The 25,353-nt window shown below is 70.8% G+C and carries 21 protein-coding genes and 3 tRNA genes; 9 read left to right on the top strand and 15 right to left on the bottom strand.

Features of this window, described 5'->3' with window-relative positions:
- Nucleotides 1–98 precede the first annotated feature (98 nt).
- The 4 genes from FF041_RS16345 to FF041_RS16330 all read right to left on the bottom strand — a co-directional run bounded on the left by FF041_RS16345 (nucleotide 99) and on the right by FF041_RS16330 (nucleotide 5,289).
- A complete protein-coding gene (locus tag FF041_RS16345) occupies nucleotides 99–1,238 on the bottom strand; it encodes an acyl-CoA dehydrogenase family protein (RefSeq protein ID WP_153523494.1) in 1,140 nt (379 codons plus the stop codon).
- Between the two features lie 123 nt (nucleotides 1,239–1,361).
- Nucleotides 1,362–3,053, bottom strand: a complete 1,692-nt coding sequence (locus FF041_RS16340; RefSeq protein WP_153523493.1) for an aldehyde dehydrogenase family protein — start codon at nucleotides 3,051–3,053, stop codon at nucleotides 1,362–1,364.
- Between the two features lie 471 nt (nucleotides 3,054–3,524).
- On the bottom strand, nucleotides 3,525–5,036 hold the full coding sequence (locus FF041_RS16335) for an MmgE/PrpD family protein (protein ID WP_153523492.1): 1,512 nt from the start codon (nucleotides 5,034–5,036) through the stop codon (nucleotides 3,525–3,527).
- 160 nt (nucleotides 5,037–5,196) lie between these two features.
- Nucleotides 5,197–5,289: transfer RNA gene (locus FF041_RS16330), tRNA-OTHER, on the bottom strand.
- 244 nt (nucleotides 5,290–5,533) lie between these two features.
- Here FF041_RS16330 and FF041_RS16325 point away from each other — a divergent pair.
- From FF041_RS16325 to FF041_RS16315, 4 genes are all read left to right on the top strand, one after another.
- Entirely contained in the window at nucleotides 5,534–6,526 is a 993-nt protein-coding gene (locus tag FF041_RS16325) for a bifunctional lysylphosphatidylglycerol flippase/synthetase MprF (RefSeq protein WP_153482318.1), read from the top strand.
- A gap of 85 nt (nucleotides 6,527–6,611) precedes the next feature.
- Nucleotides 6,612–6,785, top strand: coding sequence for a hypothetical protein (locus FF041_RS37945; protein ID WP_194292055.1), 174 nt, complete (start codon nucleotides 6,612–6,614; stop codon nucleotides 6,783–6,785).
- Between the two features lie 144 nt (nucleotides 6,786–6,929).
- Complete coding sequence (locus tag FF041_RS16320) at nucleotides 6,930–7,391, top strand: hypothetical protein (protein WP_323391939.1); 462 nt, start codon at nucleotides 6,930–6,932, stop codon at nucleotides 7,389–7,391.
- Between the two features lie 191 nt (nucleotides 7,392–7,582).
- Nucleotides 7,583–9,721 (top strand): hypothetical protein, encoded by a 2,139-nt coding sequence (locus FF041_RS16315; RefSeq protein WP_153523490.1) that lies wholly within the window; start codon nucleotides 7,583–7,585, stop codon nucleotides 9,719–9,721.
- On the opposite strand, the gene FF041_RS16310 is transcribed toward FF041_RS16315, so the two are convergent.
- The 10 genes from FF041_RS16310 to FF041_RS16265 form a co-directional block, all read right to left on the bottom strand.
- The gene (locus tag FF041_RS16310; RefSeq protein ID WP_153523489.1) at nucleotides 9,614–10,933 is read right to left on the bottom strand and encodes a hypothetical protein; all 1,320 of its coding nucleotides are present in this window, start codon (nucleotides 10,931–10,933) and stop codon (nucleotides 9,614–9,616) included. The two genes, FF041_RS16315 and FF041_RS16310, sit on opposite strands and share 108 nt — an antisense overlap.
- Before the next feature lie 29 nt (nucleotides 10,934–10,962).
- Entirely contained in the window at nucleotides 10,963–11,388 is a 426-nt protein-coding gene (locus tag FF041_RS16305) for a hypothetical protein (protein WP_153523488.1), read from the bottom strand.
- Between the two features lie 296 nt (nucleotides 11,389–11,684).
- Nucleotides 11,685–11,760 (bottom strand) — tRNA-Arg (locus FF041_RS16300).
- A gap of 365 nt (nucleotides 11,761–12,125) precedes the next feature.
- On the bottom strand, nucleotides 12,126–13,169 hold the full coding sequence (locus tag FF041_RS16295; RefSeq protein WP_153523487.1) for a serine hydrolase domain-containing protein: 1,044 nt from the start codon (nucleotides 13,167–13,169) through the stop codon (nucleotides 12,126–12,128).
- Nucleotides 13,170–13,312: 143 nt separating this feature from the next.
- Nucleotides 13,313–14,434, bottom strand: a complete 1,122-nt coding sequence (locus FF041_RS16290) for a glycosyltransferase family 4 protein (protein ID WP_153523486.1) — start codon at nucleotides 14,432–14,434, stop codon at nucleotides 13,313–13,315.
- Nucleotides 14,431–14,967 (bottom strand): dCTP deaminase, encoded by a 537-nt coding sequence (locus tag FF041_RS16285; RefSeq protein WP_153523485.1) that lies wholly within the window; start codon nucleotides 14,965–14,967, stop codon nucleotides 14,431–14,433. Before FF041_RS16285 ends, FF041_RS16290 begins: the two co-directional genes overlap by 4 nt.
- Nucleotides 14,964–15,503 (bottom strand): dCTP deaminase, encoded by a 540-nt coding sequence (dcd, locus tag FF041_RS16280; protein ID WP_323391938.1) that lies wholly within the window; start codon nucleotides 15,501–15,503, stop codon nucleotides 14,964–14,966. Before dcd ends, FF041_RS16285 begins: the two co-directional genes overlap by 4 nt.
- Nucleotides 15,500–16,723, bottom strand: a complete 1,224-nt coding sequence (locus tag FF041_RS16275; RefSeq protein WP_323391937.1) for a bifunctional UDP-sugar hydrolase/5'-nucleotidase — start codon at nucleotides 16,721–16,723, stop codon at nucleotides 15,500–15,502. Before FF041_RS16275 ends, dcd begins: the two co-directional genes overlap by 4 nt.
- Nucleotides 16,720–18,003 carry a UDP-N-acetylglucosamine 1-carboxyvinyltransferase gene (locus FF041_RS16270; RefSeq protein WP_323391940.1) on the bottom strand — a complete coding sequence of 428 codons (1,284 nt, stop codon included), beginning with the start codon at nucleotides 18,001–18,003 and terminating at the stop codon, nucleotides 16,720–16,722. Before FF041_RS16270 ends, FF041_RS16275 begins: the two co-directional genes overlap by 4 nt.
- Before the next feature lie 39 nt (nucleotides 18,004–18,042).
- Nucleotides 18,043–18,477 carry an ATP-binding protein gene (locus tag FF041_RS16265; RefSeq protein ID WP_323391936.1) on the bottom strand — a complete coding sequence of 145 codons (435 nt, stop codon included), beginning with the start codon at nucleotides 18,475–18,477 and terminating at the stop codon, nucleotides 18,043–18,045.
- Nucleotides 18,478–18,651: 174 nt separating this feature from the next.
- Between FF041_RS16265 and FF041_RS16260 the strand changes: the two genes are divergently transcribed.
- From FF041_RS16260 to FF041_RS39035, 3 genes are all read left to right on the top strand, one after another.
- Nucleotides 18,652–19,926, top strand: coding sequence for a helix-turn-helix domain-containing protein (locus FF041_RS16260; RefSeq protein ID WP_153523483.1), 1,275 nt, complete (start codon nucleotides 18,652–18,654; stop codon nucleotides 19,924–19,926).
- Nucleotides 19,923–20,480: a flavoprotein gene (locus tag FF041_RS16255; RefSeq protein ID WP_323391935.1), complete on the top strand. Its 558-nt coding sequence runs from the start codon at nucleotides 19,923–19,925 to the stop codon at nucleotides 20,478–20,480. The genes FF041_RS16260 and FF041_RS16255 overlap by 4 nt, the downstream gene beginning before the upstream one ends.
- Before the next feature lie 132 nt (nucleotides 20,481–20,612).
- Complete coding sequence (locus FF041_RS39035) at nucleotides 20,613–21,194, top strand: hypothetical protein (protein WP_228388249.1); 582 nt, start codon at nucleotides 20,613–20,615, stop codon at nucleotides 21,192–21,194.
- Nucleotides 21,195–21,416: 222 nt separating this feature from the next.
- On the opposite strand, the gene FF041_RS16240 is transcribed toward FF041_RS39035, so the two are convergent.
- Nucleotides 21,417–21,489, bottom strand: a tRNA-Arg gene (locus FF041_RS16240).
- Between the two features lie 310 nt (nucleotides 21,490–21,799).
- Here FF041_RS16240 and FF041_RS16235 point away from each other — a divergent pair.
- Entirely contained in the window at nucleotides 21,800–23,401 is a 1,602-nt protein-coding gene (locus tag FF041_RS16235) for a dynamin family protein (RefSeq protein ID WP_153523496.1), read from the top strand.
- 5 nt (nucleotides 23,402–23,406) lie between these two features.
- Nucleotides 23,407–25,353, top strand: a 1,947-nt coding sequence (locus tag FF041_RS37940) for a GTPase (RefSeq protein WP_407698166.1), incomplete at its 3' end; no start/stop codon positions are given.

Below are 25,353 nucleotides of genomic sequence, written 5' to 3'. Positions count from 1 at the left end.
CAGGGGGCCAGGGAGGGTCAGGGAGGGCCAGAGGGCCAGAGGGCCAGAGGGCCAGAGGGGGGCCAGAGAGGATCAGAGGAAGCCAGGGGCCGCCGGGGTCAGCCCAGCACCAGCCGCCCGCCGCCGAAGTAGCTGAGCAGCGCCTCCGCCGAGGACCCCCGCGACGGCGGATGGAAGGCCAGCGGCCGGACCGAGGTGGCGATGCGGGAGCTCTCCGAGGAGAGGATGAAGTCCATGCCGCCGAGCAGCTCCAGGGCGTCGGCCGCGACCCGGACGAAGGTGCGCTGCGCCGAGAACCGGGCGGTGAGGACCGCGGCGACCGCCTCCTCGCCGCCGAGTCCGTCCCGTACCGCCCGCGCCACGCCCTCCAGCAGCGCGAACGCCGCCTCACAGCTGACGGCCAGCGCGGCCCGGTCGGTGACGCTGCCGCGGTTCTGCCGTACCGCCTTCTCCACCAGCGCGGTCGCCGCGCCGGCGTAGCCGGACGAGATCAGCAGCTCGAACCAGATGAACCCGGCGGTCTGGAGCTCCTCGATGCGCTCCGGATCGTCTCCGTCGGACCGGATCACCAGCTCGGTGGGGACATGGACGTCCTCAAGACGCACCTCGTCGGTCTCGGCGGCGGCCAGCACCTCATTGCCCCAGAAGGGATGCACGGACAGCCCGGGGGAGTCGGCCGACACCAGCGCGAGGGCCAGATCGCGCCCGCCGTCCGGCCGGTCCAGCGCGATGCTCGCGGTCAGCAGATCCATCGAACGGGAGAGGCTGCACGGCTTCTTCGCGCCGTTGAGCAGATAGCCGCCGTCCACCGGACGGGCGGTCACCGACGGCGTCAGAATGGACTGCCCGGTCCGGCCCTCCGCCCAGCCCGACGCCATCAGCCGCTGCCCGGGCACCACATCGGCCAGCAGCGAGCGCTGCGCCCCGGTGAGCCCGTCGGCCTCATCCGCCAGCGCGTACAGCATCGCCACCGTGAAGTGGTGCATCGTCACCCCGGCGGCCAGCGACGGCGAGTACGAGCCCAGCGCCCGCATCACCCGTACGGCCTCCAGCGGATCGGCGCCGGAGCCGCCGAAGCTCCGGGGCACCAGCAGACCGACTCCGGCGTGGGCGCGGAAGAGATCGATGACCGGGCTGCCGGGTCGCTCCCGCTCGTCGTAGGCGAGCGCGTCCAGTGCCTTGGTCAGACCGGGGTGGAACCGTTCGCAGGTGTCGCGGGCGGCGTCGAGAGAACGCATGGGAACCTTCCACGGATGAGCTGCGGTTGAGCCACGGATGAGGGAGGGGGCCCGGGCGCGGACCGCCGGCGGACCGGCGGCGTGCGGCGCCGGCGCTGCCGGGCCCTTCGGTTGCGCCGTCCGTCAGTCCTCGTCGTCGCCGAAGACCGCTTTGTACGGGCTGATGGCCTCGGCGCTCACGCTCACACCCTGGAGGTGCGAGGTCTTGAGCATCGGATAGTTGGCCTCGCCGAAGACGCCGCCGGTCAGACCGGTGCCGCCATGGCTCGGCAGATAGGGGAGGAAGCCGATGTGGGAGTCGTTGACCTTCAGCAGACCGCCGTTGACGACCCGCAGCACGAACTGGTCGATGACCCTCGGCGAACCGGACCAGAGCGAGTTGCGCAGCCCGTAGGCGTTGGAGTTGATGTAGTCGACGAACAGCTCCCGCATCTCGTTGTGCGGGACCGGCTCGGGGACCACGACCGGGATCAGCGGGAAGAAGGTCTCCTGCTGCACCACTTCCAGCTCCCTGGCCCGGGGCAGCCCGTCGACCCGCAGCACCGTCGGCTCCAGGAACACCCCGGTCTCCGAAGGGGTCCCGTCCAGCTCCATCCGGTGCCCGCCGCAGATCAGCTCCGCGCCGCCCTCCAGCGCCTGGTTGAGCAGGCCGAAGAACTTCTCGCTGCGCCGTACCGGGGAGAGCAGCACATTCTCGTCCTCGGGGTATCCGGGACGGATGCCACGGACCTTGATCTTGATCTGCTCGATCAGCGCATCGGCGATGTCGGGGTGGGCGAGCACGCTGTTGGGCACCATGCAGATCTGGCCGGAGCCGTAGAACGACTCGGTGATCGCCTCGGCGGCCTTCTCCAGATCGGCGTCCTTCCACACCGCGATGGTGTCGTTGCCCGCCAGCTCCAGAATCGGCTTCTTGCCGTTGGCTATCGCCTTCGCCTGGAAGCGCATGCCCTCTTCGCTGCCGCCGATGTAGAAGATGTCGTCGACGAAGGGGCTCTCCACCCAGCGGTCCATCGTCTGCCGGGGGTTGCTGCACACCACATTGAGAGTGCCGGGCGGCGCGCCGATCTTCTCCAGCAGCGGCGCCACCAGATCACGCAGTACGTACATGGTGCTCAGCGGGATGCTCCGGGGGGCCCGGACGACCACGGCGTTTCCGGCCATCATCGCGAGGACCGCCAGCGCGGCGCTGGGGGCGGGGGCGTTCTGCGGGGGGTTGAGGCAGACCACGCCGTCGGGGGCGCGGCGCGAGATGAGCCGGCGGCCCCGGTACTCGCACTCGGAGTGCATCCGCTTGTGGTACCAGCCGATGCTCTCCGGGCAGTACACCTCCAGCAGGCAGCTCAGCTCCCAGCGGGCGAGCTTCACCGGGTGGCCCTCGGCCACCAGCATGTCCAGGAAGGTCTGCCGGTTGGCCAGCAGGGTCTCCCGGAAGAGCGCCCCCAGCTCAAGGCGCTGCTCCAGCGGCACCATCGCCCAGCGGGGCGCGGCCTGCGCCGCGGCCTCCAGCGACAGATCGATCTCCTCGGTGGTGGCGGCGGCCACCCGGCCGACCACATAGGGGTGCTCGGCGGAGGGGGAGTCGGGGTTGCGCTCCAGCTCCCGCTTCAGACTGATGCTGGAGAAGACGTCCTCCAGCAGCGACCGGGAGCTGATGGTGTAGACCCAGCCCTCACCGGCGGTGTCCTCACCGCCGATGTACGAGCGGTAGCTCAGCAGCGGCCGGTCCCGCACCGGTGCCGTTCCGGACGCGTCAGCACCCTCGCGCTCGGGGCTCCCCGGAACGACGCCATGGCCGTACGTGGTGGAAGTCATGCGAAACGCCCTCCTCGGCCGGCCCCGGTCCTGGTGATGCCGGCGAATTCTTGAATTCATGATCGGGAATGCTGGTCGGGAACACTGGTGGATGCGCAGGGGACTCCCCGGCATCGATTCCGGTTCCGGTGCTGTTGCTGTTCTCCCGCAATGTGGTCCGAGGTGTTTCCGTCGATCTCGGACATGGGGTGTTACAGAGCTTGACGCGATATTCTGACGGGTCGCTGACAGCTATCTGATACGCCGTCCGGCGGTACGGCGGGGTGATCGCAGAGCCCTCGCCTGAACCCATCGGGACTCATCGGAACCCTTCGGAACCCGGTGGAGCCCCTGCCGTTTCCGGGGGGAATCCAGCAGGGGCCCGACACTCTTCGGATCTTCCTCGCCTCCGGTCTTTCCTCCGGTCTTTCCTCCGGATCTTTCCTCCGTGCTTCCCGGGGGCGGCAGGGGCGGCAGCACGGATATCCGGCCTCAGCACAGATATCCGGCCTCGATCCAGCGGCGCAGCTCACGCGAGGAGAGCCGGTGCAGCCGTTCCACGGTGTCCGACACCTGATGCGGCCCGCCGAGGTCCAGGAACTTGCGGCGCACCAGCGAGGAGTGCTGCGACCGGGTCTCCGGGCCCGCCGCGCCCTCCGGTATCAGCCGCTCGCGGCTGACCGTGCGGCCGTCGGTCAGCTTCACGGTGACCCGTGCGCCGGTCGCCTTGCTGGAGTGGGCGAAGTCCCGCTCGTCGGGGGCCACCGGCCCCACCAGATCGACCAGCTCCTGCCCGCCGAAGTCGCGCAGCCATCCGGAGCTCGCCGTGCCGGCCTGCCGTACCGCCTCCCCGAAGGGGGCCTCGGACGCGAACAGCTCACGGGTCATGTCGCGGTCGTGCCGCAGCTCCACCAGACCGGCCAGCTTCCAGCGGTCGGGATCGTCCAGCAGCGGCGCGGAGAAGTCGTGCACCGACAGGGAGCCGGTCAGCAGCGCGGTGGCGACCGGATAGGCCACATCGAGCACCAGGGCCCCGAGCGGCGAGTCGGGCCCCTCGACATAGGCGGCCGCCCGGCGGGCCGCGAACAGCGTGTACAGCGAGGCGTCCACGGTGATCGACTCGATCTCGTCGGCCCGCAGCGGCCCCATCTTCTCGTTCAGCTCGATGGCACAGTCCACGGCGGCGTCGATGCCGGGGCCGCCGGGGTGCATCTTGAACGACAGCGTCTCGGTGTGCCACCGGGCGCCCAGCCCCAGCGTGACCGCCTCCGGCAGCGGCTGGCTGGCGAAGCTGGCGAGGAAGCCGTCGGGGTGCTCCAGGATGTCGGACGCGCCCTGGAGACCGGCCTGTGCCGCGTCACAGGCGTCCATGGCGGTGCGCACCGGTGTGAAGGTGTTGAGCAGCCGGGCGTCGCTGGCGAGGAAGGCCCGCATCAGCGGCCAGTTGGGCATGGCGAAGGCCAGCGACAGCGCGTGCTCCCACACCCGGGCGGGCGCTCCCTCGCAGTGCAGCCGGCCGACCACCGCGCCCGCGAGATGGGTGTGCACCGCGCTCTGGCCGCGCAGCGGACCGAGGGTCGCCGACGCCGTGATCCGCGAGGCGCACTCATTGGCCGCCACGACGGCCGTCAGCAGCGCCGGTCCGTCGAGCCTGCGGTGGTAGGCGTAGGCGAGCGGCACGGAGACGGTGGAGTTGGACAGATGCCCGGCGTACGCGGTGTCGTCCAGGTTCAGCCAGGAGCCCAGGCCGGCGATCACCGTGGCCGCGGCCCGGGGGTCGCGCTGCATCGGATGCCCGAACGCGCTCATCAGCCGGCGTCCGAGCGGGTGCTCGGCGCCCGCGCGGATCGATGCGACCTGTGAGAGAACCTGGCTCGCGGCGAGCTTCAGCACACGGCAGGGGATGTCCTCCGCACGCAGTTGAGCCGCCCAGCGCGACAGGGTGCGCAGGGCGGCGTCGGGCGCCTTGAACTGTTGGAGACTGGCCGTCGTCAGCTGTGCCATGGTGATGGGCCTCCTGCTCACGCGCAGGCGTGCCCGGGACCGCGTGGGCGGCAGGGCACGCATGCGCACCTGACCGGTCGGGACGCGCGGCCCGCGTGCGATCGGCCCGTGCTGCCGTCCGGAGCCGGCGGGCTCCCGGCGGACGCACGGGCCGATGACGCGGAGAGGGCAGGATTTGAACCTGCGCGGGCCGTTGCCGACCCGGCCGGGCTCAGGCGCCCGGACCCCGTTGGGCCGCTTCGGGTACCTCTCCTCACCGGCCGGCGGACGGCTTCTCAGGCGCCGTCCGCCGTATTTTCCGGATCAAGTGCCGCAGAATATCGAAGGGGGGGAATTCTTCGATGTCCTGCGCCGCAGCTCCGGAGTGCCGGTGACCACAGACTGGAATCCCGCACTGACGACTCGCTGACATTTGACTGACGAATCGGAAAGCCTTGCTGAGCCTGCTGATCCGGTGCTCTACTCGAAGTCCGATGAACTGATGGGAGGCATCCGCCATGGCAGTGTCCACGGGGATCGGGGCCCCAGTGCTCGACGCTATTCGCACACATACCCGGGCTCAGAATTCCAGCTCGTTCCTGGCCATGAACCGGGGCACGGGCATTTTCACCGTTCCCGGTCTCGAAGGTGTGATCGCCTACCGGCGCAGCGGCCGCTATCTGGTGCAGTTCGGCGGGCCCTTCGCACCCCCCGAGTCCTATGAACCGCTCCTCGACGCGTTCACCGCCTTCGCCGAGCGCAAGGGGGTGTCGGTGGTCGGGGTGCAGCTCCAGGAGTACGACGCGAAGATGTACGCCGAGCGCGGCTTCACGGTGAACCAGATCGGCGCCTCGTACACGGTCGACCTCGACACCTTCAGTCTGCGCGGCTCCCGCTTCATGCAGCTCCGCAACAAGATCTCCCGCTCCTTCCGGGCCGGACTCCAGGTCGAGGAGGCCGACCCGGCCCGCTGTGAAGCGGCGCTCAAGGAGATCGACCAGGCGTGGCTCGGCACCAAGGGCGCGCATGAACTGGAGTTTCTGATCGGCCAGATCGGCGGAGCCGCGCAGGAGCACCGGCGTCTCTTCCTCGGCCGGATCGAGGGCCGCCCGATCGGCTATATCTCCTACTCACCCGTCTACGGCGGCCGGCCGGGCTGGATGCACGACCTCAGCCGCCGTCTGCCGGACGGGCCGCCGGGCGTGATGGAGGCCATCAACGTCACGGCCATCGAGCGCTTCACCAAGGAGAACGTGCCCTGGCTGCACTTCGGCTTCACCCCCTTCACGGGGCTTGAGGAGCGCCATGAACTGCCGGGCCACAGCCCCGGATTCACCCGGCTGATGCACTTCCTGTGGGAGAACGGCGACGCGGTCTATCCGGCCCGCAGCCAGCTCGCCTACAAAGAGAAGTGGGCCCCGGACATCGTCCGCCCGCAGTACGCGGCCTTCCAGGGGCGGGCGAGCGTCGGCGGATTCGCCCATATCTTCCGCGCCTGCAACGCTTTCTGAGCCGTACGAGCCTCCGGGGCCCCGCCGCCCCCGCGTACTCCCCCCTCTGCACCCCTCCACCCCTCCGCCCCATGAGGAGCACCCCATGACGGACTCCGGCCCCCAGCCGGCCGAGGACCCGGCAGCCTCCCTTGAGCAGGCCGTGGCCGAAGCGTTCTTCGGCGTGATCGGCGCCCCCGACGACATCGCGGTCCTGACCGCGGCCGACGACGCCCTGGCCCGCCTGGACGCGGCCCTGGCGGCGCGGCCCGGCCGCTGAGGCCCGCCCGGTCCTTTGGGCCGGGCCGGATCTCGCCGCGCCGCGCCCATGACCGCTCTTCCGCAAGGGCGGTGAGCTCTCTACCGTGATACCAGCGGCTCCCGTGTACCTACCCGGGGCCCGATGGAACGGCTAGGGGGATCGGTGCAGGCTGAGTTGGCTACGCTGGCGGCGTCGGGCGCGACGGCCCTGGTAGGGGCGATGGTGTCGGACGCCTGGTCGCAGGCGCGGGAGCGGGTGGCGCGCTTCCTCGCCCGGGGGGAGGACCCGCAGCCCGTCGACTACGCCGAGGAGCTGGAGACCTTCCGCACCGAGCTCATCGCCGCCCACGACGCCGAGGACACGGAAGCCGCCGCGGACATCGAGGACGAGTGGCGGCTCCGGCTGCGCCGGGCGCTGCGGGCCGACCCGGCCGCCGCGGAGGAACTGCGCGTACTCCTCGCGGAGCTGGCCCCGCAGGCCGCCGAACCGCGGACCGCCGTCGTCAACACCATCAGCGGCGGCACGTACCACGGCCCGGTCATCCAGGGGGACCGGTTCTCCCAGCTCACCTTCCACAGCTCCACCGCCACGGGCCCGGCCGGGCAGTCTCCGGACGCCCGGTGAGCTGGGCCGGGACCACGAGGCGAGCGCGGCTCTGACCGAGGCCGCCGGGGCGCTGCGGGAACAGCGCGCGCGGCGTGCGGGTTTTGGGGACCCTGATCGCCCGATAGAGCCATGGCCGCTCTGTCCGGAGCCTGCGACACTACGGTGGTCCGACGCGTGGTCAGACGCGAGGTACGAACGAGGTGGGCTCGGTGGATCCGGTCAGCAACAGTATCTCTGGCGGCCGTTTCGACACGGTGATCCAGTCCGGCCAGGCCACGGTGACACAGCATTTCCACGCCGCCGCCCGCACCCCGAGGGTGCCCCGTATGCGGCCGGCGGCGCCGGAGGTCTTCGTCGACCGGGTGCCCGTGTGCGCGGAGCTCGACGAGCTGGGAAGCGGTCTCGCCGGCCGGAAGTCCCCGCTGATCGCCGTGATCAGCGGGCCGCCGGGGGTCGGGAAGACCGGACTGAGCCTGCACTGGGCCGCCAGGAGAGAGGCGGAGTTCCCGGGCGGGCTGTTCTACGCCGATCTGAGCCCACGGGGGAGCCTGGTCCCCAGCGCTCCCGAAGGCGCTCTTCAGGCGTTCATCGGAGCTCTGGGCACCCCGCGCGCCGAGATGCCGCCGGAGACGGCCGACCTGGCCGCCCACTTCCGTTCCCTCACCGCCGCGGCGCCCTGTCTGATCCTGCTGGACGGCGTCGTCAACCCGGCTCAGGTCACCCCTCTGCTGCCGGGGCACCCGGCGAGCATGGTGGTGGTCACCAGCCGGCAGCGGCTGAGCGGGCTGCGGGCGCTGGCGCCTTCCCGGCCGGCGTACTTCCCGTTGAAGGGCCTCGACGACGACGCGAGCACGACGCTGTTCCTGGACGCCGCCGAGTCGACCGGGGCGGAGGACCGCGAACTGCTCCGCACGGTCATTCCGGCGCTGGCCGGGCTTCCGCTCGCGGTACGCATGGCGGCGGCGCGGGCGGCCGACCCCCTGGGCGGCGGGGTGCCGGAACTCGCCCGCCGGCTCACCACCCGGGAATCGTTCCTGGAGACCCTCGCCGTCTCCGACGACCACGCCGTCCGTCCGGTCTTCTCGGCGTTCTACGCGGGACTGGACGAGACCGCGGCCCGCGGCTTCCGCGCCCTCGGCGCGCACCCCACGCCCGACTTCCCCGACAGCCTGGTGGAGACCCTCGCGGGCGCGGGCGCGATGGGGGCGCGGGTGCGGCGCACCCTGCTGGAGGGCCATCTGCTGGAGCCCTCGGCCCAGGGGCGCTGCCGGATGAACCGCCTGGTCCACGAGTACGCCCGGGAACTCGCGCGGGAGCAGCCCGACGACGCCGCGGTGGAGACGCTCATCCGCTGGTATCTGCGCAGAGCGGCGGCGACGGCGCATCTGGTGTCCCAGGCATGGCGCTATGGACCGCTCTTCGCCGCCCCCGAGCTCCTTGAGGGGGAGTTCGAGCATGTGACGGAGGCGCTCGACGCGATGGAGGCCGACCGGGAGAACGTGGCGGCGGTGGTCTCCATCGGCTACGACACCCGTCGGTACGACCTCACCTGCCAGCTCGTCGAAGCGCTGCGCGGGTTCTTCTTCCGGCGCAAGTTCCACGCGCTCTGGATCGAGGTGTGCGAGCGGGGCGTCGCCGCGGCCGGGCATCTCCACGACGACCTGGTGTCGGCCCGTATGCACTTCGAGCTGGCCTTCGCCCGCTATGACCGCGGGACCGAGGACGACATCGCGGCGGCGGGCCGGCAGTACGGCCTGTCGCTCCAGGCGGCGCGGCGGGCCCGGCACGCCCGTACCGAGTCATCGGCCCTGGAGGGGCTGGGACAGGTGGCCACCCGCCAGGGACGGCCGCTGGACGCGCTCCATCTGTTCGGCCGGGCGCAGCGGGCGCTGGAGGGCATCGGCCATCCGCGCGGCGTGGCGCTGCTGGAGTACCACCGCGGCGGCGCGGCCAGCGCGGCCAAGCGGCACGAGGAGGCGGCGGCCCTGCTGCTCTCCGCGAAGGACCGATTCGCCGGACTGCCGACCCCCGACCGGTACAACGTGGCCAAGTGCCTGACCCGCTACGCTCAGGCCCGGCTCGCCGCCGACCGGGCCGATGAGGCGCTCCCGGCGATCGACGAGGCCCTGGAGCTGTTCACCGGGCTGGACGCCCCCAAGGAGCACGCGGACGCGTTCGTCGTCCGAGGGGACGCGCACGCCGCCGACGGGAGAACCGATCAGGCGCGGAGCGACTGGACCTCAGCGCTCGGGAACTACGCCCGGCTCGGCAGCGTCCGGGCCGAGGAGATCGGCCGCCGGCTCGCCGGCCCGGCGCATGACCAGGAGGGACACCCCGGCGCCTCCTGAGTCGACCAGCAGATCGGCCGCGCCGCCCCGGCTCTCTCCCGTACGTTCCCGACTCAGCCAGGCGTACACGGCGGAAGCGGCGACACCGGGCCCGGCCCACCAGGAAGCCCGCGCCCATGTCGCCGTGAACACCCGCCCGTCCCGCAGATGGACGGCGCAGGACTCTCCCGCGAGCGGCACGGCGACCACGGCACACCCCGGGTAGCGCGCGAAGAGCCGCTCCGGCACGCCCCGCCGGGCGAGAAACACATCCGCCACCCCCGCCCAGCGGGCATCCGGCTCCCCTTCCTCGGCCACCAGATGAGCGTCCCGGACATGTGAGCCGCTTCCGTTCTGGAGCGCCGCCGGGTACCGGCGTACCGTCACGCGGGAGCCGTCCGCTCCGGAGACCTCGGTGTCGACGAGGAGGGGCTCGCCGACGGGAGAGCCGTGCGCGGGCCGCCGGCCGGCGGGCAGTTCCACCGGCCGGGGGAAGACGGGCTCCTCGGGCTCGCTGAGCCCGAGGGTGGTGTAGCACAGCCGTCTGAACCGGGCGAGGGCCTCACCGGGGTACGAGGTGACCAGGCCCGCGACTGCCCCGGCCCCGGTGTCGCCCGTCCGCCGTTCGACGGCTTCGGCGAGCTGCTCGCGCAGCGAACGGGAGGCGGATACGCGGGGCAGCGCCGCGCCGAGCCGTTCCATCGGCGATCCGGCCGCCACGCTCCGGGTGTCGAACGCGGCCAGCAGACCGGGCACGCCGAACGCCGCCGCGTACAGGGTCAGCGAGCCGTGATCGCCCACGAACGCATCGGCCGCGCAGATCGCCGCCTTCCAGGCGTCGGTCGCCGGGGGCGGCAGCAGCAGACCGGCGCGTACACAGGGCTCCAGCCAGGACCGGAGCTGCCAGCCGCCGTGTCCGTACCAGACATTGGGATGGACGGCCGCGATGAACCGGTACTCCTCCCGAGGCGACTCGGCCAGCGCCCGGCGTACGACAGCGGGCCCGCCGCCGAGCAGGGACCGCCCGCCCCAGGTCGAGGTGAGCAACACCAGCCGCTGGCCCGCGCGGACCCCGAGAGCCTCCCGATAGGCATCGCGGAACGGCGCCGACGCATGGAGCTGATCCATACACGGATCGCCGACCACATGGGAGAACGGGACCGCCTCGGGACAGCCGTCCCGCAGCCGCTCCCGCTGTTCCTCATGGGACAGCACGATCGCGGACGGAATCAATTCGCCATCATGCACAAGCCACTCAGCGGTCAGCCCAAAAGCTCCCGGCTCCCGGCTCCCGGCTCCCGGCTCCCGGCTCCCGGCTCCCGGCTCAGCCTTTTATTATATCCGGCGCCGTGCGGCGATCCGATGACAGGGCAGGAGAGTTTATGTAGATCCCCGCCACGGCTTGTACTTATGGCGAGATCGAAAGAACGCGCCTCCGCCTCGGCCCATGGAATAAAAGGCAGCTCGCGCTCGGCGCAGAATTCGGCTATCCCTCCGCTGAAGGGCGATGAGTCGGTGCAGGTGAAATAGGTCTGCACCCGCAGATCGCCCTCGAACGCCGAGAGCAGATCCAGCAGCCGAGTCGCCGATGTGACGTTGTGGATGACCCCGAGGACCGTGCGCTCGGGGCTGACGGTGAGCCACTGCGCCGGCAGACCGGCGGTCGGCGACGGCCTGCGAGGATTCATTTCCCCATCCCGGGGAAATGGGCGACCCTGCGGCGAGATATCGGTTTCTCCCTTCCCGGCCTGAAGGGGGGTATTCCTCTCCGGCTCTGCATGCCTTTATGCCTTTCGCTGGCTCTTGCCGGTCGGCTTGCTTCGCGAAGGGGATTGTATAGGGCGAACCATCCGCATGGATGAGCGCCTGTTCGACCCGCGGGGGACGGCCCGCGTCTGCCGGGAGCGGCGCGGATCACCGTGCACTTGCGGAACCCGTGCCCGCCCTCCCGGCGGGAGCAACAGATTCCGTACGGGCGGTGTGTCCCGGGCAGGACTCGAACCTGTGGCCAAGTGCTTAGAAGGCACCTGGCCGCATGCACGTGCCTAGGCTTCTGACCTGCATGTTTATTTGTGGCAGTTGGCTGTTATTCAAGACTTCCGTTGTTCTGGGGGCGGCCAGGCCCGTAGCCCTGCGGATCTTGTGGGTGCCGGTGTGCTGTGGGTGGCAATTCGATCGGACCTTGCAGGATTTGGTCAATCAGTGGCCTGGCGCTGTTCCGGTTCGGCAGTATGCGCGGGAGGGGCGTGATTTGTCGGGCGCAGAGAAGCGGTACTGCAAGGCGCACTGAACGACGTCGTGCCCGCCCAGCCTGTCTGGGGCCTTGTCCTATGCGGTCATGAGGGTGTTGCCATCCTGCATGGGGAGGGCAATGAGAGGTTCGGCCGTAGGAATTCGGCGCATCTCATGCGCTGACGCCGGTATGTCAGGTGAAGGCAAGCCCACGGAAGGCGTTGCGGATCTCGGTCAGCGGCTGGCGGTCGCGGGTGTAGTAGAGCTTGTTGGTCAGGAGCACTGCCCAGCGGTCCTGCCGGGGTGAGATCCACATGCCGGTGCCGGTGAAGCCGTAGTGGACCCAGATGTCGTCGGCGGGAGCGGTGCCGGGGGCGGGATGCCAGAACAGGCCGCGTACGGGTTGGAGAGGGCCGGTCTGGGTACTCAGCGACTCCGACGTCCAGGCGGGACCGAATCCTGACTGCCCCGGCGAAGCCGAGGGGGCCAGCATGTGCAACAGGAAACCGGCGAGGTCGTCGAGGGTGGTGAAGGCGCCGGCGATGCCGCACACGCCGCCCAGGAGCCGAGCGGAGAAGTCGTGGGCGGTGCCTTTGAGGTGGGTACCGCTGACCTGGTCCCATTCGGTCGGCGCGCACCGTGCGGCGATCTCGGGGGGCAGCGGCCCGAAACGGGTGGAGCTCATGCCCAGGGGCTGCCAGGTACGGTCCGCGGCGAGCTGGTCGAGGCGCTGTCCGGAGATGTGCTCGGCGAGATAGCCGAGGATGAGGGCGGCTCGATCGGTGTACTCGACCGCCTCGCCGGGCGGGCGGTGCAGGCCTTCGTGAAGGACACCGTCGCGGACGTCCTGGGGGTCGATGCCGTAGAGGTTCTTGAGCTGGGCGCGGAGCGGGACGCCTGCGGTGTGGGTGAGCAGAAGGCGGGCGGTCACGGCCCCGAGCGGATAACCGTCGACATCGGACCAGAAGGCGTCGAGACGGGCATCAAGGTCGAGTTTGCCTTCTTCCCAGAGAGCACCGATAGAGGCCCAGACCGCAATGATCTTCGTGAGGCTGGCGGCGTCGAAGACGGTGTCCCGCCGCATCGGTACGCTCGGCTCGTTCGGGTCGAGGACTCCAGCGGTGCCGTGAGCGCGGGTGCCAGTGGTGTCGCCGACGGCCCATACGGTGCCTGGATAGACCTCGTCGCGGACGCCCTCGCCCAGCAGGTGGTCGATGCGGTCGATGCGATACGTCATGGTCTCCCTGTTCGCCGTGGGCGTCCCACCGAGTCAGCCTATCGACGTAGGCCTCGGGGTGCCCGCAGGCCGACGTCGAGCCCACGAGGGCAGATTGCATACTCCTGTGGGCGACTCCTCGTGTTGCCTGGCTGCGCGGCCTCCTACGTGAGCTGATGACCGAGGTCCTTCAGCCCCTGGGCGGTCGTCGAAAGGGGGTAGCGGGCAGCATTGGCGTAGCCCGCCTGGCGTAGGGCGGACAGCAGACCGGGGGAGGTCCGTAGGCGATCGAGGTCGCGGGCGAGTGCGGCGGAGTCGGTGAAGTCCGTGGCGATGCCGGAGGCGGCGAGGACCTCGTTGAGGCCGGGTACGGGCTGATAGAGGACGGGCAGTCCGCAGGCTTGTGCCTCCAGGGCTACCAAGCCCATGGCTTCCAGAGTGGTTGAGGGCATGACCAGCAGATCGTGCGCGGCGAAGGCTCTCCACAGCTGTGGACGGCGGAGCCAACCGAGGTATCGGGCCCGTGTGCCGGTCCGCTGAAGCAGTGGGGCCAGGGTGTGGAACTGGGCTCTGGGGGCGGCGATGCTCAGTTCGACGCCTGGGACGCGCGCCAGGCTCCTGGCCAGGGGGTCGACGCCCTTCTCGGCTGACAGGCGCCCTGCGTACAGCAGTCGCAGGTGGCTGGTGGAGGAGCGGTCGGATCGGGGTGGAGGGTCGGTGAGGAGGTGGTCGGGGAGGCCCCAGGGAATGTGGGCGATCCTGCGGCGGTCCGTTTGTGGGGCGAGCCTGAGCAGGCGGTCGATCATCGCAGTGGTGGGGACCACGAGGGCATCGGCGGCCCTCACCGTCTCGCGCAGAACCTGGAGCTGGTCGCGGTGGTTCTCGGCGAAGATCAGGTCGGTGCCGTGGACCAAGGCGATCCTGGGGTGCGTGGGGAGCGCTCGGAGCAGGGCGGGGGTCGCTCCGAAGGCGAGGTGTTGCAGGTGTAGTAAGCCGATCCGGGCGGGGTCGATCGCTTCGGCGAGGGCCTGGCGCAGGGCTGCGACATAACGACCGAAGCCGGGGCCCTCCAAGCACTTCCTGGACACGCTCAGCAGGTCGAGCCCGGTGGGGAGGTGGGGGCGGGAACCAGGTGGTGCCAGCATGAGGGCCCTTGCGGGGATCAGGGGCTCGTCCCCGGTGTAGAGGTCGAGGAAGAGTTCGACGCTGCCGCCCGGGCTTCCTGCGGGAAGGTCCAGGAACGTGGCGGCCAGCGGTCCCGCGATCGGGCGTACGAGGGGGCTCATGGTGCTCCTTGGGGGAACTCTTCGTACAAACGGGAGATGTCGATGCCGCTTGTGGCCGCGTACTTGGCGTGCTGGCGCTGGTAGCTGGCCGGGGTGCCGAGGGCGGTCAGGAAGACGAGCTTGCCGAAGGTCATGCCCGGATAGACCCTGACAGGCTTGGCGGCGCGAACCTCCAGAGTCCAGTGGATGGCATGCCCTTGGTGACCGAGCGGGGCGGACACGTGGACCCAGATGCCGAGGGCCCCGGTGGTGCGGTCTCCGTTGAGGAGCTGCGCGTACCTCTCCGAGCCCGTCTTCTCCAGGGTGACGCCCAGGTGGAGCACTCCGGGCTCCAGGACCAGGCCGGCAGTGGGGATGGTCCGTTCGGTGAACGTGGTGGCCACGGCGGCGTCCAGGTCTCCGTCGCAGATGCGGATCGTGTCACCCAGCCTCCAGTCATACGCGTTGGGGGAGAGGCACGCCGGGTCGTAGGGGGCGATGGTGATCTCGCCCGCGCGGACAGCGGCGGCTATCGCGGGGCCGGTGAGGATCATGAGGGCACCGCCTCTACGCGGGACGTGTCGCGCCAGTACTGGGAGGACTGGGGGCCGGCGGCGCCCTGGTACTTGCCGCGGTATGGGTCGACGGCACCAGTGGCGGCGAAGAACATGACCTGTCCGATCTTCATGCCCGCGTACACCCGCAGGGGGCGGACGGGCGAGAGCATGAGCGTCCACTGGCCGTGGAAGCCGATGTCTCCGATCGGTGCCGTGATCTCGACGAACAAGCCGAGACGGCCGACCGAGGAGCGGCCGAAGAGGAGAGGGACGAACAGGTCCGAGCCGACCTCCTCGACGGTGTGGCCGAGGTACAGCTCGCCTGGCCGGAGGACGTATCCGTCCTTGTCGATCGGGACGGAGCGCGTGGGGTTGGCGCGGTGGGCGTCGATGACCTCGGAGGTGTAGGTCAGCAGGGTCGGGCCGAGGCGGATGTTGTAGCTGTTGGGGTTCGTCTGGTCCGGCGCGAACGGAACGATACGCACGCGGCCGTCGGCCACGGCCGAGTTGATCTCGGGGCCGGTGAGGATCACCGTCGACCTCCTTCGGGGCGGCTGGTGCACTCGGAGGATCGGGCGGTCAGGAGGCGGCGGACCGTGTGCCCGAGCCGTAGACCGGTCTCGCTGGTGCGCCCGCCGAAGTGGCTGTCAGCGAGGTAGTCGGTCGTCAGGATGCTCCGCAGGTTCGACGGCAGCGGATTCGGGAGGACGACCAGGGGGCCGACGTGCTCGGTGAGCGCGTTGAGCACCTGGTTGTGCTCGTCGGGGAGGACGGCGTGCACGAGCGCGTTGTCGAAGGGCTCTACGGCCAGGAGGTCGCCGAGGGTGAGGGTGCGGCCGAGCGGTACCGAGCGCAGGGCGGTCTCGTTGAGAACGACCGCGTCTGCTGCAAAGCCGGTGCGCAGGTGACCGGCGATCTCTTCGAGAAGCCGACGGCGATCGAGCGGAGCATCGCGGTACGGCTCCCTCACCGTGCCGAGCGGGCGGGCCAGCTTCTGCTCGATGCCGGAGATCCTTCCTCGTAATCCGGTGAGGGCATCTGAGGTGGTCGAGGCGTTGGGGAAGAGATCGGTGCGGGCTGCCCAACCGTTCTCGGTCGGCGCGGCCGTGGCGTATCCGAGGCCGAGCTCTTGGCCCTTGACCACGAGTGTGTCACCGACGCACACGGGGCCGTGGGCATCGCTGTGGCAGTGTCCGGAGAAGATGACGTCGGCGAACGGGCAGGAGCCGGCGAGCTTCAGGTCCTCCTCGAAGCCGGAGTGGGACATGACCACCCAGGAGTCGGCACGGTGGTGGTGTTCGATCATCACTTCGCGCAGTGCACGGACGGGGTCGAGGACGCGGTGACCGGCGCGCTGGCCGACGGGGATCGAGTGGAACGCCTGCTGACCGATGACGGCGGTGACGGCGACTTGACGGCCCCCGACACGCTCGATGCGCACCCGCTCGAAGATCGGAACCCCCTCCTCGTCGGTCGTGTTCGCGCATACGGTGATCCGCCGAAGCTCCGGCTCGAAGTAGTGCGGCCAGCCGTGGTTCCCGGGGGCGACCACGTCGTAGAGGGTGGTGAGGACGTCGCGTTCGATGTCTCCCCTGCCGAGGCGGTAGATACCGGTGCCCTCGAAGAAGTCGCCGCTGTCCACGATCAGGCTGTCGGTCCTGGCCGTGTGCAGGAAAGCGAGCATCGGGGCGGCGGAGCCGATGGCGGAGTGGACATCGGTCGTGGCGACGATCTGCCGGAGCCGCCGGTTCACGGGATCACCTCGCAGATGTCGGCGCCCAGGGCGTGCAGCTTGACGGGCAGGTCGGCGTGGCCGCGGCGGAGCTGTTCGAGTCCGCCGAGAGTCGTCACCCCGTGGGCGGTGAGTCCGGCGATGGCCAGGGCCGAGCCGGTGCGGATGTCGGTGGCTTCCACACCTGCGCCGATCAGTTGCTGCGGGCCGGTGACGCGGCACTTGGTGGGGGACAGTTCGTGGATCTCGGCGCCGAGACGGGCGAGCTGGGGCAGCAGGTTGCCGTGGCGGCCGGGGTTGATGGCGTCGGCGAACAGATGAGTGCCGGGGAGTGAGAGCGCCAGGGCCATCAGCGGGGGCTCGAAGTCGGCGTCCAGGCCGCCGGGATCCAAGGACGCGATGGCTCGTAGCGATTGGCCGGTGGGCCGGGCGCTCTGGGCCCGGACGGTGAGGTTGCTGTCGTCGGCGTCGGCGGGGATACCGAGCCAACGCAGAGCGTTGATCAGAGGGGCTACGTCCCCACTGCGTACGCCGAGAATCTGTGCATCACCGCCGGTGACGGCGACCGCGCATGCCAGGGTGCCCGCCTCGATCTTGTCGCCCGGTACCCGCCACAGGACCGTCTCCTCCGAGACGACCGCCGGTGGGCGGAGAACGATGACGTTCTCGTCGACCCGGCTTTCCCAACCGGCTGTCCTCAACGCCTCCACGACGCTGAGCACCTCGGGCGAGAGGTTCGGCTGCCCCAGACGCAGTGGACGTCCTGCGACGACAGCGCGCAGGAGGGCGGCGACCGTCGCTCCGCGGGACCGGAAGGGCAGCGTGACCGACACCGTTCCGCTGGCGCGCGTGGTCGCTTCCACGAAGTAGCCGCGGTCGTCGACGGTCGTGCGGTCACTGAACCGCTCGTACACCCTGAAGTGCTGCTCCATCCCCCGTGCTCCGATGTCGCAGCCACCCGGCCAGGGCAGGCGGGCCCGGCCGCAGGCACCCAGCAGCGCGGGGACGAGGTAGTACGAAGCGCGGATACGGGCGGCGACCTCGGGAGCGGGACCTGGCTGATGCTGGTCGCTCGGCAGGATCACTGTCGTGTGCGGATCACTAACGGGGCGAGCGGTGTGCCAGCCACCCTGCCGCAGCAGGGTGAGCATCGTCTCGACGTCCGTATTCGTCGGCACGTTGCCGAGGTGTACCGGTCGGCGCAGGGCCGCTGCGGCAGCGAGCAAGGGCAGGGCCGCGTTCTTGGAACCGTCGACGGCCACGGACCCGGTGAGAGGGCCACCGGGTCGGATAGCGACCACTTCGGCGGCGACGGGCGGAATCCGCACGAGGGACAACTGTCAACTCCTCTGCATGGGAAGGGTTTGCGCGGACAAGAGTGTGGTGCTGACCTCGAACTCGGCCCAGCACCGCTTCCCGGACGGCAACGGATCGAACCCGTAGCGGTCCACGAGCGCGGCGACGAGGAACAGGCCGCGCCCGGCCTCCGACGCTGTGCCCGGCAGGCCGGCTTCCGGGATCTCGGTGTTCATGTCGATGACCTCGATGCGCAGGCCTTCGTCGCCCAGGTGGGCGCAGGCCGAGATCGGCCCGTCGTCGCCCGCGTGACGTACCGCGTTCGTGATCAACTCCGAGGCCACCAGCTCTGCCGTGTCCAGGAGCTCCGGCTGGAGAAAGGTGTCCCAAGCCCGTATGGCAGCTACAAGGTCACGCCTCGCGGATGCGGCGGCAGCGTGTGTGCCGGGTACGGGCAACCGGATCTGGTGCACCTTCACGTGGCCTCCTGGATCGGTGCGGCACCTTCACGTAACCGCCCCGGAGAGGACGGATTCCAGGCTGTGTGCCGGGCCTGCATCGCCTATGCAGGAGCTGCATCACAGGTGAATTCCGCTCCGCTACGCTCGGTCGGGCAGGCAGGATCGGCGACGGCGGAGGGAGCCGTGGCACGGATGGCCGAAGTGCAGAGCGAGGCGCAGCGGATCGGCGAAGTGATCCGTCAGGCGAGGGTGTTACGGCGGCGCTCCCAGAAGGACGTCGCCGCCGCCCTCGGATACCACCAGTCCAAGGTGAGTCGCCTGGAGAGCGGCCGAGGCACTCAGGACATCCATATGCTGCGCGAGGTCGCACGGGTGCTGGACATCCCACCCGACCGCCTGGGTCTCGTCCCCTCTCTCCCCGCCGGCCCTTCCACTCCAGAGACAGAAGACATGCGCCGCCGTCGACTCCTCACCGCGGGCGCAGCCGTGCTCGCGGTTCCCGCCACACCCCTTATCCCCACACACCCGGAACTGGTCCAGTCATTGCTCCCCGGCCCGAGTCCCGCGTTCACGGAGCCGGTGGGCGACCTGCCACAGTTGCGGAAGCAGACCGCGGACGCCCGCCGCCTCTTCTGCACCTGCGACTACGCGGTGCTGGAGCGCACGCTGCCCGGACTGATCGGGCAGCTTCGGCGGGCCGTTGCCGATGACCCCGGATCGTCCGCCCTGTCCGGCCTCCTCGCCACGGCCTACCAGACCTCGGCCAGCCTGCTGCTGAAGCAGAGTGACCTTGGCAACGCCTGGCTCGCCGTCGGACGTGCCATGGCCGAGGCCGAGCGCTCCGGCGACCCGGTGGTGCTCGCCTCCAGCGTTCGGGTCCACGCACACGTCCTCGCCCGGGACGGTCACTCCGCCCAGGCCGTCACCCTGGTCCGTCACACCGCCGATCAACTCACCGGCTCCTACGACCAACGTTCCCCGGAGTACCTCGCGGCGCTCGGGCTGCTGCTCCTGCGCGGCGTGACCGCCGCGAGCACCGGGGGCGACCGCTCCGCCACGGAGGACTTCCTCGCCGAAGCACGGGACGTAGCCCGCTACGTCTCACTCGACCGTCCCGATGCCTGGGCCAACTTCAGCCCCACCAATGTGACCCTGCACGGCATCAGCGCGATGGTCGTCTTCGGGGACGCGGGTGTCGCCCTTGATGCCGCCCGCCCGCTCATGCGCCGCCATATCCCCGTGCCCGAACGCCGAGCTGCCCTGTGGGTCGAAACCGCCCGCGCCTACAACCAGCAGGGCCGCCTCGCCGATGGCTACCAGGCGCTGCGCATCGCCGAGAGCTGCGCGTCACAGGACATCCGCCGCCCGGCCGTACGGGAACTGGTGGCCGACATGGCGGCCCGCGACCGCCGTCGTACCCTGCCCGAACTGCACCACTTCAGCCGTCGACTGGGAGTCCCCGCGTGAGCGATCAGCCCGACCAGCAGATCAAGAAGCCGTTCCTGTACGTCGTGGTGTGCGCGGCCGGGATCGCCGGTGACGTCGGCAGGCTGATCACTGCGGCTCAGGTGGCGAACTGGGAGGTCGGGGTCGTCGCCACCCCGCAGGGCCTCGGCTTCCTCGACGTGCCCGCCATCGAGGAACATACCGGCTACCCCATCCGCTCCGCCTGGCGGCTGCCGGGCGACCCGCGCCCGCTGCCGCCCGCCGACGCCATCGTGGTCGCGCCGGCCACCTTCAACACGATCAACAAGTGGGCCGCCGGGATCTCCGACACCCTGGCGCTCGGCATCCTGTGCGAGGCGTACGGCTTTGGTATCCCCACCGCCGTCCTGCCGTACCTGAACTCCGCCCAGGCCGCCCACCCCGCGTACGTCCGGAGCTTGGAGCAGTTGCGCGAGATGGGCGTCCTGATCGGTTCGTACGAGCCCCACCGGCCAAAGGCCGGCGGCGGCGCGGACCGCTTCCGCTGGGAGGAAGCCTTGGAACTGCTCACCCCCAGGGTGTCCCTGGTGGGGTGATCAGCGCCTTCGTGTTGGCGTTGCCTGTGGCGGTGGGGTGACCGCTGCCGGATGCGTCGGGGTGACGACGCTCGGGCGGTGGGTGGTACTGCGGATCCTGGCTGCGTCGGCTCGGGGGCTGGGGGTGTGGCGGTGGCCAAGACGCTGGACGCGCCAGGTGAGGGCGCGGGCTGGGCTGTGGGCGTCGTCGTTGAAACGTGGGTGGACACGGCGCTCACGCAGTGCGGCATCACGCAGACGACGACGTGGCACGAGCGGCTTGGACGCCGGCGAAGGCGGCTCGACCACCCCAGCTTCGGTCGGCTCCCCCGGGCCGGTCGACCCCGGAGCCCCCGAGCCGGACGCCTTTCCGGAGCCCCCGAGCCGGACGCCTTTAAGGTCGCCGACACCGTCGACAAGCGGTCCCTGCTCAACCCCACCCAGGTCGCCGTTCTCCTTGCCTGGATCGCCGGCCGCCCCCGCACCGGCCACCGGCCCTACGCCTTCTTCGCCACCCTCTACTACGCGGGCCTGCGGCCCGAGGAGGCTGTCGCCCTCCGCGTCGACGCGGCCACTCTGCCCGCTGAGGGCTGGGGCGAACTGCTCGTCCACACCACCGAGCCGGAAGTGGCAGCCGCTGGACCGACGACGGCCGTCACCTCAAGGGCCGTACCGAGGGAGACACCCGCCCCGTACCCGTCCACCCGGCGCTCGTCGCGATCCTCCGCGACCTGATCACAACCGGTGCCCGTGCAAAGAGATCATCATCAAAACTTGGGGAAGTTTTCGGGAAGAACAGCCGCCAGGAGCCGTTCCCGGCCGCCCACAGCCGGACTTCCGCCCGCTCCGCCAGGGGGCCCGGGAACCTCGCCGGACCCTATCGGCGTACCCGCTGAACGCCCCTGACCAGCAAAAACGCCCTCCCTGATGGGAGGGCTGCGGCACAAAAAGGAAGAGCGCCCCCGGCAGGACTCGAACCTGCGGCCAAGTGCTTAGAAGGCACCTGCTCTATCCACTGAGCTACGGGGGCCGGACGGTGGCCGCGACTGTCCGAGCGCGCGGAGCCGTGGCCTTGGCCGGGGACAAGGATAGGGCTCTGATCGCCTTGACCCCGTTGCTTCACCTGCGTGGCACGATGTGGAGGTTCGGTGAAGCGAACCGATAATCGCAGGCGAGTGCGATTCCTGCAGCGCTTTTCGCGTCCCGGGTCCCGGGTGTTGTGCACTCGTTATGCCTGTGTCCCACTCATCCCTTCTATGCCAAGTGTCCAACCGGCGCGCAGACAACGTCATACGCTTCAAAAAGCCACCAAAGTTAGGCATTCTTCGCATGTGGTGACCTTGGATGCACGGCCTCAGCTGATCGACGCACTAACCGCCCTGCGCGACCGTGTCGCCGCCGTGCGACTCCCACTGCCCCTGCCCGGAGCGCCCCGGGCCCGTCAGACCCGTGTCGAGCTCCTCGCCCAGCTCGACGACTACCTCGTGCCCCGGCTCCGGGCCCCCGAGGCCCCCCTGCTCGCCGTCGTCGGCGGATCCACCGGAGCCGGGAAGTCCACCCTGGTGAACTCGCTCGTGGGGCGGCGGGTCAGCGAAGCGGGAGTGCTGCGGCCCACCACTCGTACGCCCGTGCTCGTCTGCCACCCCGACGATCATCACTGGTTCGCTGAAATGCGCGTACTGCCCAATTTCACCCGAGTGTGGCTGCCCCAGCAGGACGAGACCCAGGAAACCCCGGCCGACGAAAACTCCCCCGAAGGGGGGAACCGGCTACGGATCGAGAAGGCGTCCGCCCTGCCCCGTGGGCTCGCCCTGCTCGACGCCCCCGACATCGACTCCCTCGTCGTGGAGAACCGGGTGCTCGCCGCCGAGCTGATCTGCGCCGCCGATGTATGGGTGATGGTGACCACCGCCTCCCGGTACGCCGACGCCGTGCCCTGGCATCTGCTCCGTACCGCCAAGGAGTACGACGCCACCCTGGTCACCGTTCTCGACCGGGTGCCCCACCAGGTGATCAACGATGTCTCCCGGCAGTACGCGGCCCTCCTCACCAAAGCCGGTCTCGGCGAGGTCCCCCGGTTCACCATCCCCGAGCTGCCCGAGTCCGCTGGCGGCGGCAGCGGGCTGCTGCCCACCACCGCCGTCGCGCCGCTCTTCGCCTGGCTCGCCCACCGGGTGCAGGACCCCGCTGCCCGGCAGCAGGCCCTCGGGCGCACCGCCACCGGTGTGATCAGCTCACTCAACGCGCGGATGCCCGAGCTGGCCGCCGCCGTCGCGGGGCAGTACGCCGCCGCCGTACGGCTCATGGGCGTGGTCGACGAGGCGTACGAGCGGGAACGCGAGCGGGTGAACCGGCAGCTCGCGGCCGGCGCCGTGCTCGCCGGGGACGCGCGGACGCGCTGGCGCGGCTTTCCGCGCGACAGTTCGGCGGGTGAACTGCTGGACTCGCTGGTCGGCAGCCTCTGCGCGCTGATGCAGTGCGCCGTGGCCGCCGCCGATGAGCGTGTTCACGATGCCTGGCGGCGCGAGCCGGCATCGGGGGCCGTCGTCTTCCGGGGGCGGGGCGATCCGGAGGCCGCCGACCGCATCGGCATCGCCGTCCGCCGCTGGCGGCGGGAGCTGGAGGAGCTCGCCGAGGACGAGTCGCGTGGACCGGAGCCGGGCGGGACCGGCGACCCCGAGACCGTCGCCGCCCTGCTCGCGGCGGCCCTGCTCGGCGGGCGGCGGGCCCGGGGCGCGGGGGAGCAGCTCGCTGAGCGGATCGGCGCGCAGGGGGCCCTGAGGCTGCGCGACAAGGCCGGTGAGCTGGTCACCGCGTATATCGACGGCGTACTCACCGGTGAACGAGAACGCCGCCTCGCCCCCCTCGACGCCCTCGATGTGTCCCCCGAGCCGCAGGCCGAGCTGATCGCCGCGCTGTCCGTACTCCAGAAGGTGAGGTGACGGCGGTGACCGCCATCACGGGCGACGAGAACCAGACCGCGCGGCGGCTGACCCGGCTGCCCCAGGGCGCGGACCCGCGCGGAGACGGGCCGGCCGGCCAGGGGCAGGAGGCGGCGCGCGACGACGGGCGCTGGGACGACGGGCTCATCGCCCGCCGCGCCGAGGGCAGGGAGAAGGGCGGGCCCACCGGGCGCGGATCCACCGGGCGCGGATCCGCTGGCGGCGGCCATGCTGGTGGCGGGCCTACCGGCGGTGGTCCTGCCGGCGGCGGTCCTATCCGTGGCGTGAAGGGCATCCGCGGCGGGGATACGAAGGACACCGGGCCGGACGACGAAGACCACCTGCCCATCGGCGGCAGCTACGGCGGCCCCCTGCGCACCCGTCTCGACGCCCTGCGGGAACTGATCGGCCTCTCCCGTACCCGGCTGGAGAGCGACACCCTCGCCGAGGCCGGACGCGTACTGGACGAGGCGTCCGCCCGGCGCAGGCTCTCCTCCCACCACACCGTCGTCGCCATCGCCGGGGCCACCGGAAGCGGAAAGTCCACCCTCTTCAACGCCCTCGCCCAGGTCCCGCTCTCCGAGACCGGGCTGCGCCGCCCCACCACCTCCGCGCCGATCGCCTGTAGCTGGTCGGAAGGGGCGGCCGGGCTGCTCGACCGTCTCGCCATCCCCTCCCGGCTGCGGCGCAGACCGCTCGCCGGCGGCGAGGACGAGCTGTCCGGACTGGTGCTGGTGGATCTCCCCGACCATGACTCCGCCCTGGTCAGACATCGTGAGCAGGTGGATCGGGTGCTCGCGCTGGTGGACGCGGTGATCTGGGTGGTCGACCCCGAGAAGTACGCGGACGCCGCGCTGCACGAGCGCTATCTGAGGCCGCTCGCGGGCCATGCGGAGGTCACCTTCGTCGTGCTCAACCAGATCGACCGGCTCCCCGGCGAGGCCGCCGACCAGGTGCTGGACGATCTGCGCAGGCTCCTCGACGACGACGGCATGGCGCTCGGCGAGCACGGCGAACCGGGGGCGACCGTGCTCGCGCTCTCCGCCCTCACCGGCGACGGCGTCGATGAGCTGAGAGAGCTGATGGGCGCGTTCGTCCAGGAGCGGACCGCCGCCGCCCGCCGGCTCTCCGCCGATGTGGACGTGGCCGCGGCCGGGCTCCGTGCCTCGTACGTCGCCGAGGGCCGCACGGGTCTCGACGAGCTGACGCGCGACGAGTTCGCCGAGCGGCTGGCGGAGGCCGTGGGCGCGAAGGCGGCGGGCGACGCGGCCGAGCGCGAGTGGCGCAGACACGCCATCAGGGCCTGTGGGACGCCCTGGCTGCGGCTGTGGCGCTGGTACGAACGGAGCCGTACGCCGGGGAGCGCCGGACCGGCGTCCGGCGCCCCGGTGGAGGAGGAGCTCACGGCACGGCAGCGTGTCGAGCAGGCGGTGCGCACGGTCGCGGAGGAGGCGGCGTCCGGGCTGCCCGCGCCCTGGGCGCAGGCGGTGCGCGAGGCCGCCGTCCGGGGGGCGGACGGGCTGCCGGAGGCCCTGGACGAACTGGCGGTCCGGGAGGCCGCCGAGACGGCCGGCCGGCCGCTGCGGCCCGCGTGGTGGCCCGCCGCCGTGCTGGCGCAGATGTCGATGACGCTCATTCAGGTGTACGGCGGGCTCTGGCTGGTGGGGCAGATCGTGGGCGTACTCCAGCCGGGGCTGGTGGTCCCGGCGCTGCTGATGGCGGCGGGGATCGTGGGCGGGCCGCTGGTGGAGTGGGCGTGTACGGCGGCGGTACGGGGGCCCGCGCGGCGGTACGGGCAGGACGCCAGACGGCGGCTGCGGGAGGCGGCTGCGGGGTGCGGACGGGCGAGGGTGCTGGATCCGGTGGCGGGGGAGCTGATGCGGTACCGGGAGGTACGGGAGCGGTACGCGACGGTGGCGGGGCGTGCGGGCGGCGGCGGTCCGGGCACGGGT

This window comes from Streptomyces jumonjinensis, assembly GCF_009600885.1.
Classification (GTDB): domain Bacteria; phylum Actinomycetota; class Actinomycetes; order Streptomycetales; family Streptomycetaceae; genus Streptomyces; species Streptomyces jumonjinensis.
This window is presented reverse-complemented; position numbering and strand designations above follow the sequence as displayed.